Below are 12,820 nucleotides of genomic sequence, written 5' to 3' on the forward strand. Positions count from 1 at the left end.
GCGGCTAAAACCGCCGCCGCCGCCACCGCCGCCAGTACCAGAGCAGTTACCTTCTACATTCAAGACAGGAATAGGAATTGCACGCTTAATTTTTTCCCCAGCACATTCATAGTCATAACTCAATCCCCATGAAATCGAGCAAGGTACTTGAGGTGTAGAAGATGTACTAATATCACCACTATTGCTAGGCAAAGTGTCAAAGTCCGCAATACGGGTAATTCTTACCGGGATGGTAATCGAACTTTTGGCGGCTAAAATGTCAACCCCATTGATTAAAGGCTCAATCTTATAGAAGGGATGTTCAGGTAAATTTAAGGCAATATCATTCGCCGCAATCAACCCATGATTAGTCACAGTCATGTTAATTTGCATGACTTGACCAATTGCTTGTAAATCTTTTAAATCGATTAAAGGCGGGTCAATTGTTACTACAGGAATTGGAACATCAGTCTCAAACGTCGATTGAACCGTAATAATATATCGATCTTCAATTTCTGTCGGTGTTACTGTCCAGGTATATTTAACTGTTTGTCTTGACAAAAATGCCTGAATATCCTCTGTTTCTCCCGCACCAATATAAATATTCTGCTCATAAGCATCATGGTTATCCGCAGTAATCCGCAGTTTATAATACCCCTCTGCTAAATCAGTTTTAGACAATATCCCATCGGCATCTTTTTCTGAGGAAATAACGGTTCCTGTAAAGGGATCTAATAGGGTAATTGTCGCATTTTCTAACCTGGGTGAACCTTCCGCAAAAAAGAATAATTCATCAACAACACTAATATTTAAATTCCCTTTCGCTTCCGAAATCGCACGGAAATTAAACGGTAAGCTTAAGGATGCTTCATCCCCGGAAATAACTACATTTCCGTTATAAACTGTTAACTCTTGGGTCGCTGATGGTTGTAATAATAAGGATACTTTAGTTGATTGACCGGGATTTAAAGACGGTAAAGTGACCGCAGAAGCGGACTTTAACCAAGAAGCATTAGGAAGCAGAATATTTAATTCTCCTGACGCAATTTCCCCTTGATTACTAACCGTAAACTCGACTATTGTTTGACCTCCCCGCAACATCGAAGCTTGTAAACTGCTGGTATCTGCCACTAAACGGGGTAATAGTCGCGCCACATCTACTCGTATTGGTAGATTTGCGGTAACGCCTTCAGCGGTACTTAATCCCAGACCAAAGTTGTAATAACTCCATTTATCATCGGGGACATTAATACTGTAATTAACCGTGATTTCTTCATTACCCCCTAAACTTGTTTTCTCTGGGGTGACATTGACTGTCCAATCACTTGGCGCACCATTGACTGTAGCAGTTAATCCCGATAAGCTTAGATTACTCAGGTTTTGTAGTTTCACTGACCCATTAAAGGTGGTTCCTTCGGTAATCTTTTGGGAAACCTGCGTTAAGAATTGGTCATTTTGTTCAAACCGCATTCCTAAGAGAGTAAAACTATCTTCTGGGGTAGTATCTTCACTCGCAAACCCCGGGAAATAAGCATTGATATTATAAGTTCCCGCTTCTCCGGGTAAGGGAGTAAATTGACGGACAAAATTACCATTTCCATCGGTAAACGCATCAAACTCTCGAATATTTCCTTTATTCTCTACCCGGACTTTGACAAATTCAAACGCTACAGGAGAATTATCACTATTACTTAATGCTTGTCCCCGGAGAGTGACGGGATTACCGGCGATGGCAGTTTCTGTGTCAGAATAAACCGTACCACGATAAGCAGGTGTTACTGTTACTGGGGTAATCGTTGTATTATTGCTTTCCCCTATTGTGACTCCTTCATTAACGGTATTTCCGTTATCTGTCACCCCAATTAGGTAATATTGTCCTGGATTACGGGGAGCAAAGTAAGTTACTGTGCGATTGTATGATGTTCCGGGTAATAAATTGGCTGGAGTTTCTGTACTTCCTAAGCCAAATTCTCCTAATAAGGTGTCGTTGGTGTCTAACTTATTATCGGTTGATAAATAAACTCGGTCTTTCCAACTTCCCGTCGCGGCGATAATCCCGTTATTGGTGACTGTGTAGGTAAATTGAGACTGCTTGGTTGTATAAGTTGGGGGGATTCCTTGTAATTGAGTGAGGACTAAATCAGGAACATTAATATCTGTGATTTCTAAGCTATCACTGCCACTATTTAATCCTGTTGCTGAAGCGGTAATATTAACGGTTTGACTTCCATCATTGATTCCGTCACTAATTCCGGTAATAGTGAAGGTGGCTGAAGTTTGTCCCGCAGCAATTGTTACTGTGTTGGGGACTGTTGCTTCGGTGGTATCGCTGGAATTGAGGGTAACAATTAAGTCGCTGCTGGTATTGGTATTACGGGTAAGGGTTGCTGTTGCGGTTCCTGTTTCTGAGATAACATCTTTGTCAATAACGACTTTTAAACTGGGACTTTCGTTATCGATGATATTAATATTAGTGGTTGCGGTTCCTGTATCGGTTGCTAAGTTTGTCCCTGTATAGGTAGGTTTGGCGGTGATGGTAACTGTTTGATTACCATCTAAAACGGTATCATCAACTCCGGTTATTTCAAAGGTGACAGATGCTTGATTGGCGGGAATGATAACAGTAGCAGGGACGGTTGCGGCGTTAATATTACTACTGGATAGTTGTACCTGTAGTGGGGTATCGGTAACGAGATTACGAGTAACTGTTGCTGTTGTTTTACCCCCATTTTCGTAGATCCCCCCTGGCCCCCCTTCAGAAGGGGGGAGAATATTGAGGGTTAACGTAACTGCATCATTATCAATAATTGCTAGGGTATCTGAACCACTAACAAATCCTTGTGCTGTGGCAATAATGGTGTAGTTTTTTGCTAGTTCTATTAATGTATCATCAACCGCATTCAGGTTAAAGTTAACTGAATTTGACCCAGCGGGAATGGTTATTGTCGTCGGGACGGTTAGTTGGGTGTTGTCGCTGCTAACGAGGGTTACTGTTAAGGGGTCTGTGGTGTCGGTATTGCGGGTGACTGTTCCCTGAATGGTGTTACCTTCGGTGACTTGTTCGCTACTAATATTAACGGTTAAGGTGGGTTTAAAGTCGTTGTCAATAATATTGACAATTGCGCTGTTTTGTGAGCCGATTGTTACGCCGTTGGTGGGGTTAGATAGACTGAGATTGATGGTTTCTGTGGCTTCAAAGATACTGTCATCAATGATGGGAATGGCGACGGTTTTACTGGTTTCTCCGTTGGCGAAATTAACCGTAATTGCGGTGTTATTGTAGTCAGATGGTGCAGTTGCTGTTCCATTTGTTAGGTTGATTCTGACACTAACTGCGCCATCACTTCCATTGCTACGAGTTAAAGTAACTGCGGTAACAGGGGTTCCATTTTCATTGACTGAATAAGTCCCATTGCTAAATTGAATGACTCCTGGTACTGCGTCATTATCAATAATCGTTAGAGTGGCGGTTTGCTGGGTTCCTAAGGTGGCGCCACCTGTGGGATTGGAAAGGGTTAGGTTGACGGTTTCTGTTGGTTCATAAATGGTGTCATTATTGATAGGAATAGTAACAGTTTTACTGGTTTGTCCGTTAGCAAAGGTGACGGTAATGGGTGTATTAGTGTAATCGTCTCCTGCGGTTGCACTTCCATTACTAGGAGTTAGAATAACGCTAACTTCCCCGTCGCTTCCATTAGTCCGAGTTAGGGTGATATTCGCTGTTCCGTTTTCGTTGACGGTGTAGTTACTGTTATTGAGGTTAATTGTTCCCCGTTGCGGTAAGTCATCGTTAAGAATGGTTAAAACTGCTGTCGTCTGGGTTCCTAATATTGCGTCACCTTGGGGATTAGACAGACTGAGATTGATGGTTTCGTCTGTTTCAAATTGGCTATCGTTAACGATGGGGATGGTGACGGTTTTACTGGTTTCTCCGTTGGCGAAGTTAACCGTAATTGCGGTGTTATTGTAGTCAGATGGTGCAGTTGCTGTTCCATTTGTTAGATTGATTCTGACACTAACTGCGCCATCACTTCCATTGCTACGAGTTAAAGTAACTGCGGTAACAGGGGTTCCATTCTCATTAACTGAATAAGTCCCATTGCTAAATTGAATGACTCCTGGTACTGCGTCATTATCAATAATCGTCAGGGTGGCGGTTTGTTGGGTTCCTAAGGTGGCGCCACCTGTGGGATTAGAGATGGTTAAGTTGACGGTTTCTGTTGGTTCATAAATGGTGTCATCAACAATAGGAATAGTAACAGTTTTACTGGTTTCGCCATTAGCAAAGGTGACAGTTATGGGGGTGTTGTTGTAGTCATTAGGGGCGATCGCACTTCCATTTGAGGGGGTTAAGGTAACGCTAACTTCTCCGAAGCTTCCTCCAGTTCGATTGATTGTTACCGCCGCAATAATGCTGCCATTTTCGTTAATACTATAACTGGGAGAACTAAAGGCAATTTTTCCAGCTGAAATAGGGTTATAAGTAGTGTTAAAATTCCAGCTTAAAATGTCATGATACCCACTAGCTGCACCCGTTCCAGAGGTAAATCCAATATAGGCGTTAGGAGTTTGTAAAACAGAAATAAGATCAACGCTATAGGAGAACAAGGGATTATCTGGACGCTGATTTGTTGAGGCGAGACGTACTTCTAATAAACTATCAACCCCATTATAATCGACCCACGCCGTCCAGATATTGCCATTATTCAATCGGGTCGGAATAGGCTGAAGTACCACAGAATCAATATTACCATTAATATTAATTCCTACATGATTGCCACTATCATCATCAATTGAACCATTGTTATAAGTATCAAATTCAATCCCTAGACTGGGATTAATTCCAGAGTAACCAATTCCCCCACCGCTACCACCAGTGTTATTAGCCACTGTTTGTACAACAAATACTAAACCATCGGCTCCTTGTCCGTCATTATCAGCAATTCCTTGAGGATTAGAAATTTGAAACTGGAAGGCAGTGCTAAAAGATGCGTTATTCTCTAAAGAGATACGATTAGTCAAGAATGCACTGCCGCTTTGCGACAAACCATCTGTAAGGCGTAAAACTGGGTTAGTATTATTAATATCTAGGGTTTGTTTGGCAACTCCATTAAGAGTAAAATCAGGAGAAATAATAAGTTTGCCAGTGCTTTGATTGCCTAATGTTGCTCCACCCGTAGGATTAGTTAAAGTTAAGTTGACAGTTTCATAAAACTCAAATTCATTATCGCTAACGATAGGAATAGTAACAGTTTTACTGGTCTCACCATTAGCGAAGTTAACGGTGATGGGTGTATTAGTATAGTCGTCTCCTGCGACTGCACTGCCATTACTAGGGGTTAGGATAACGCTAACTTCCCCGTCACTTCCATTAGTACGAGTTAGGGTGATATTGGCTGTTCCGTTTTCGTTGACGGTGTAGTTGCTGTTATTGAGGTTAATGCTTCCCCGTTGCGGTAAGTCATCATTAAGAATGGTTAAAACTGCTGTAGTCTGGGTTCCTAATATTGCGCCACCTTGAGGATTAGAGAGGCTTAAGTTGAAGGTTTCGTCTGCTTCCAATTGGCTATCGTTAACGATGGGAATGGTAACGGTTTTACTGGTTTCCCCATTAGCAAAGTTGACGGTAATTGGGGTGTTATTGTAGTCAGATGGTGCCGTTGCTGTTCCATTTGTTAGGTTAACTGTTACACTAACTGCACCTGTAGTATTTCCTGTACGATTAATCGTCACAGCATTAACGACAGTACCATCTTCATTAACGCCAAATTGAGAATTACTAAAAGAGAGAACACCCGCATTAACATCATCATTAATAATAGTGCTAGTAACTGTATTGGTTGTTCCCCGATTATAATTAGCACTAGAAACCAGAGTCAAACTAACTGTTTCATCTTGTTCAAATATACTATCTGCTGTGGGGTCAATGGTTAAAGTTGCTGTATCCAAACCCGCAGCAAAAGTAATCGTTCCACTGGTACTGTTAAAACTAGCCGCACCATTTTGAGCATAGTCATTATTAAAAGTTGCAGTTCCTCCTACATTAAAACTAACAGTGAGAGGATTAGCTGTATTGCCAGTCCGAGTGAAGGTGTAAACAAGATTACTTGTTCCATCTTCTGTCACACTCGCAGGAGAAACCGCGAGGGAAACGGTTGGTAAATCATTATCAACAATGGTTAACGTAGCTGTAGTTTGCGTCCCTAAGGTTGCGCCACCAGTGGGACTGCTGAGGGTTAGATTTAGGGTTTCATTCCCTTCAAAATCAGAATCATTGACAATAGGAAGGGTTACGGTTTTACTGGTTTCTCCGGGACCAAAAACTACAGGGACAGCTAGGGAATTGTAGTCATCGGGAAAGACCGCCGTCCCATTACTTAATAAAACATTAACACTGACCGTTCCTTCGCTACCATTAGTCCTTTGTAGGGTAACAGCATTCACCGCTGTACCATTTTCGTTGACGCTAAACGCAGAGGTGGTAAAGGACAAGACCCCAGCGAGATCGTCTGCGACATTAGAGATAGAGATCGTGAGGTTGCGTTCGTAGGATAATCCTGTATTGTCAGTCGCTTTGACTCGGATTGTATGTTGGGTGTTGGTTTCGTAATCCAATAAGCTACCATCAGCGACCACCAATTGATTATTAACGATCGCAAATCGTCCACCGGCATTATTAATCAGACTAAAAGTATGAGTATCGTTAGTATTGTTATCCGAGGCACTTAGCAGGCCAATAACAGTATTATTAGCGCTGTTTTCAGGAACAGTACTGTTATCTAAGGTGATATTCGTCGGAGCGCTATTCACCACACTCAAGACAAAGCTATCGCTTGTGGAAGCACCACTCTGATCGGTTGCTATAACTTTTAGATCATATTGTCCCGCTTGGGCCGCACTAGGATTACCACTAAAAGTGCGATCATTAAAGGTTAACCAACTGGGAAGGGTACTGCCATCGGCTAAGGTGGCTGAGTAGGTTAAAGAATCGCCAACATCGGAGTCTTGGAAAGTATTAGCAGAAATAGTGAAATTGGAAGACCGATTGCTAAAAATACTGGTATCGGTAATGGGATTAGCAAGGGTGGGAACATCGTTAATTGAGTTAATAGTTAAAGCTACGGTTGATGGGTTAAGTGCGTAATTGGTTCCATCCGAACCGTTCCAAGTAAAACCAGCGATTCCGTTGTAGTTGGTATTTGGGGTAAAGGTTAAATTGCCTAAATTTGCTACAGCAATTTCTTGTTCAACAGCAACTGGACTATTATTTAACTTAAGAAGTCCGTTACTCGGTAAGTTAATAATCTTGATTTTGGCTAGGGGGACACCACTACCACTGTTAAAGACACTGGCAAAGTCATTAGCTGTAAAGGGAATAACCTGATCCTCATTTCCGGTTTTCTCAACAACACCAATGGTAGTTATCTGGTCAACATTTACTGTCCAAAGCTCTACGCCATTTACCCCGTTATCAGCAGTGAAGTATAGTTTACCGTTGCTATAGGTTAAATTGCCGGGGTTAGAACTACTACTGCCGACATAAATATCCTTCAAAAAGACTGGATTGCCTGTCGTTGGATCAAGTTTCCAAAGTTCCCACCCAGTTGTATTATTATAAGCAGTGAAATAGAGAACGCCATTAGCATTGAGCAAGTTATAGGGGTGTGAACTGCCACTGCCGGATACAACCTGAATGACACTGGGGGTTCCCGTCGCTGGGTCAATTCTCCACAGTTCATAACCACTCGTTGGGGTATAAGCTTGGAAGTACAGTGTCCCGTTGACATTGGTTAAATTACTCGGCCATGAACTGCTACCTCCTGAATTAATGTCAATCAGAACTGGATTTCCAGTGGTGTTATCAATGCGATAAAGTTCTGTTCCGTTAGTGCCATTATTGGCCGTGAAATACAGTGTGCCATTGACATCTGTTAGGTTGCTGACGCTAGAAGTATTACTTCCGGGATAAATATCGAGTAGAGAAACAACGCCAGTAGCCGGATTGGCTCGCCACAGTTCGGTGCCATTGACATCATCGTTAGCGGTGAAATAGAGGATGTCTCCAATTTTAATAAAGTTGCTAGGACTAGAACCCAAGGTTGTGGCATTAATGTCTTTAACTAAAGCTGTACCTTCTGGGGTGCCATCGGTTTGCCACAACTCTATCCCTTGGCTGTAATTATCAGCACTGAAGTATAGTTTACCGTTGCTGTAGGTTAAATTGCCGGGACTAGAACTATTACTGCCGTCATAGATATCTTTGAGGAAGACTGGATTACCTGTCGTCGGATCAACTTTCCACAGTTCCCACCCAGTTGTATTATTATAGGCAGTGAAATAGAGAACACCATTAGCATTGAGCAAGTTTTGGGGAGAAGAACTACTGCTACCCGACACAATATCAATTAAAGCCGGATTGCTGGTGGCGTTATCAATGCGATAAAGTTCTGTACCGTTGGTGCCATTGTTGGCGGTAAAGTAAAGTATCCCGTTGACATTGGTTAAATTACTCGGCGATGAACTGCCACTTCCGGCTGAATTAATATCAATCAGAACTGGATTTCCTGTGGTGTTATTGATGCGATAAAGTTCTGTCCCAGTTGCGCTAGTCGTAGCGGTAAAATACAGTGTGCCATTGACATTAGTTAGGTTAGCAGGACTGGAGCTTGATGCACCTGAATGAACATCCACAACTTCAGGATTGCCAGTGGTAAAGTTGATGCGCCAGAGTTCGGTTCCGTAAGTGGGATTATTAGCGGTAAAGTAGAGAACTCCGCCAAGATCAATCAAATTACTTACATTTGGGGTACTGGAGCCGATATAGATTTCTAAAGGAACTGTACCTTGTGCTGTCCCGTCGCTACGCCATAATTCTCGACCATTCACCCCATCATCAGCGGTAAAGTATAAGACGTTGCCAACTGCGTAGAGCGTGGTGGGACTGGAACTATTACTTCCGGTGCGAATATCTTTAACTAAAACTGGATTACCACTGGCATCTAGCTTCCATAATTCTGTCCCGTTGGCACTGTTAGTTGCCGTAAAAAAGACTGTCCCGTTGACATTAATAAAGTTCTGGGGAGATGAACTACCACTCCCTGTCACCACATCAATTAATACGGCATTACCTGTGGTGTTGTTGATTCGGTAAAGTTCGGTTCCAGTAGCAGAATTATAGGCTTGGAAATAGAGCGTGCCATTGACATTGGTGAGATATTCTACATACTGAGTACCAGCAACCTGGACAACATTGCCTGTGGCGGGGTCAATTGTATAAAGGGGACGGTAAATCGTGAAGGTATTATCATAGTAGGAATTGCGGAAATAGAGGCGATCGCCTACCCGGGTAAATTGGTCAAGGTAAGCGGCATTATCTTGGTACAAGTTAGGTACACTCAGTTGTACCGGTTGACCGGTTGTGGGGTCAATTTTGTAAAACCGCTCCCCATTAACACCATTATTAGCGGTGAAATAGAGGGTGCCATTGATATCAATTAGATTGCGGGGGTTGGAACTAGGACTCCTTTCGTTAATATCCTTAGCTAGAACTGTTCCCGCACTGCTGCCGTCGCTAACCCATAATTCCACTCCATTGATACCGTTGTCAGCCGTAAGATACAGGGTATTGCCGATGGCGAATAAACGACTGGGACTCGAACTATTGCTCCCGGTGCGAATATCTTTAACTAAAACTGGATTACCACTGGCATCTAGCTTCCATAATTCTGTCCCGTTGGCACTGTTGTTTGCCGTAAAAAAGACTGTACCGTTGACATTAATAAAGTTCTGGGGAGATGAACTACCACTACCTGTCACCACATCAATTAATACGGCATTACCTGTGGTGTTGTTGATTCGGTAAAGTTCGGTTCCAGTAGCAGAATTATAGGCTTGGAAATAGAGCGTGCCATTGACATTGGTGAGATATTCTACATACTGAGTACCAGCAACCTGGACAACATTGCCTGTGGCGGGGTCAATTGTATAAAGGGGACGGTAAATCGTGAAGGTATTATCATAGTAGGAATTGCGGAAATAGAGGCGATCGCCTACCCGGGTAAATTGGTCAAGGTAAGCGGCATTATCTTGGTACAAGTTAGGTACACTCAGTTGTACCGGTTGACCGGTTGTGGGGTCAATTTTGTAAAACCGCTCCCCATTAACACCATTATTAGCGGTGAAATAGAGGGTGCCATTGATATCAATTAGATTGCGGGGGTTGGAACTAGGACTCCTTTCGTTAATATCCTTAGCTAGAACTGTTCCCGCACTGCTGCCGTCGCTAACCCATAATTCCACTCCATTGATACCGTTGTCAGCCGTAAGATACAGGGTATTGCCGATGGCGAATAAACGACTGGGACTCGAACTATTGCTCCCGGTGCGAATATCTTTAACTAAAACTGGATTACCACTGGCATCTAGCTTCCATAATTCTGTCCCGTTGGCACTGTTGTTTGCCGTAAAAAAGACTGTACCGTTGACATTAATAAAGTTCTGGGGAGATGAACTACCACTACCTGTTACCACATCAATTAATACGGCATTACCTGTGGTGTTGTTGATTCGGTAAAGTTCGCTTCCAGTAGCAGAATTATAGGCTTGGAAATAGAGGGTGCCATTGACATTGGTTAGGTAGTTGACATACTGAGCGCCGGCAACCTGGACAACATTGCCTGTGGCGGGGTCAATTGTATAAAGGGGACGGTAAATTGTATAGTCATTATTGTATGTCTGATTGCGGAAATAGAGGCGGTCTCCTACCCGGGTAAATTGGTCAAGGTTTCCGGCATCATCGTTTAATAAATTAGGTACACTCAGTTGCACCGGTTGACCGGTTGTGGGGTCAATTTTGTAAAACCGCTCCCCATTAACACCATTATTAGCGGTGAAATAGAGGGTGCCATTGATATCAATTAGATTGCGGGGGTTGGAACTGGGACTCCTTTCGTTAATATCCTTAGCTAGAACTGTTCCCGCACTGGTGCCGTCGCTAACCCATAATTCCACTCCATTGATACCGTTGTCAGCCGTTAGGTAGAGGGTATTGCCGATGACGAACAAACTACTGGGACTCGAACTATTACTTCCGGTGCGAATATCTTTAACTAAAACTGGATTACCACTGGCATCTAGCTTCCATAATTCTGTCCCGTTGGCACTGTTAGTTGCTGTAAAAAAGACTGTGCCATTGACATTAGTAAAGTTCTGGGGAGATGAACTACCACTCCCTGTTACCACATCAATTACTACGGCATTACCTGTGGTGTTGTTGATTCGGTAAAGTTCGTAGCCACTGGCAGAATTATAGGCTTGGAAATAGAGCGTGCCATTGACATTGGTTAGGTAGTTGACATACTGAGCGCCGGCAACCTGGACAACATTGCCTGTGGCGGGGTCAATTGTATAAAGGGGACGGTAAATTGTATAGTCATTATTGTATGTCTGATTGCGGAAATAGAGGCGGTCTCCTACCCGGGTAAATTGGTCAAGGTAGGCGGCATTATCGTTTAATAAATTAGGTACACTCAGTTGTACTGGTTGGCCAGTTGTGGGGTCAATTTTGTAAAACCGCTCTGTATTAAGACTATTAGTGGCGGTGAAATAGAGGGTGCCGTTAATATCAATTAGATTGCGGGGGTTGGAACTTCCTGAACCGGTATTAATATCCAACAGGACGATGTTTCCAGTGGTCGGATCTACACGATAAAGTTCTATTCCGTTGGTTCCATTATTCGCGGTAAAATATACAGTCCCTCCACCAAAAATTAGATTAGTGGGATCAGAACCGCTACTGCCAGAGCGAATATCGCTGACTAATATCGGTAAATTATTGGCGGGATCAACTTTCCACAGTTCCCGACCCGCATCGCTGTTGGATGCGGAAAAGTACAAAACGCCGTTAATATTAGTCAAATTTTGGGGAGAAGAACTACTGCTACCCGACACAATATCAATTAAAGTCGGACTGCCTGTGGTGTTATCAATGCGATAAAGTTCTGTCCCGTTGCTGCCATTGTTAGCGGTAAAGTAGAGCGTCCCGTTGACATTCGTCAAATTACTAGGACTGGAACTACTTGACCCTAAACGAATATCAATCAGAACGGGATTTCCGGTGGTGTTATCAATGCGATAAAGTTCTGTTCCGTTAGTGCCATTATTGGCCGTAAAATACAGTGTACCATTGACATCCGTTAGGTTGCTCACACTAGAAGTATTACTTCCGGGATAAATATCTAACAGGGAGACAACGCCAGTAGCCGGATTCGCTCGCCACAGTTCGGTGCCATTGACATCATCGTTAGCGGTGAAATAGAGGATGTCTCCAATTTTAATAAAGTTGCTGGGACTAGAACCCAAGGTTGTGGCATTAATGTCTTTAACTAAAGCTGTACCTTCTGGGGTGCCATCGGTTTGCCATAACTCTATCCCTTGGCTGTAATTATCAGCAGTGAAGTATAGTTTACCGTTGCTGTAGGTTAAATTGCCGGGGTTAGAACTACTACTGCCGACATAAATATCCTTCAAAAAGACTGGATTGCCTGTCGTTGGATCAAGTTTCCAAAGTTCTCGACCATTAGCACTGTTAGAGGCAGTGAAATAGAGAACGCCATTAGCATTGAGCAAGTTTTGCGGAGAAGAACTGCCACTGCCGGATACAACCTGAATGACACTGGGGGTTCCCGTCGCTGGGTCAATTCTCCACAGTTCAGAACCACTCGTCGGGGTAGAAGCTTGGAAGTACAGTGTCCCGTTGACATTGGTTAAATTACTCGGCCATGAACTGCTACCTCCTGAATTAATGTCAATCAGAACTGGATTTCCAGTGGTGTTATCAATG

Annotated in this window: 1 protein-coding gene; it reads right to left on the reverse strand. The window is 43.1% G+C overall.

Annotated elements, in window-relative coordinates; translation table 11 throughout:
* A partial coding sequence (locus IQ242_RS05920; protein ID WP_193959342.1) for a Calx-beta domain-containing protein occupies positions 1-12,820 on the reverse strand: 12,820 nt, incomplete at both ends.

Origin of the sequence: Microcystis sp. LEGE 08355, assembly GCF_015207185.1 — a bacterium.
GTDB lineage: Bacteria > Cyanobacteriota > Cyanobacteriia > Cyanobacteriales > Microcystaceae > Microcystis > Microcystis panniformis.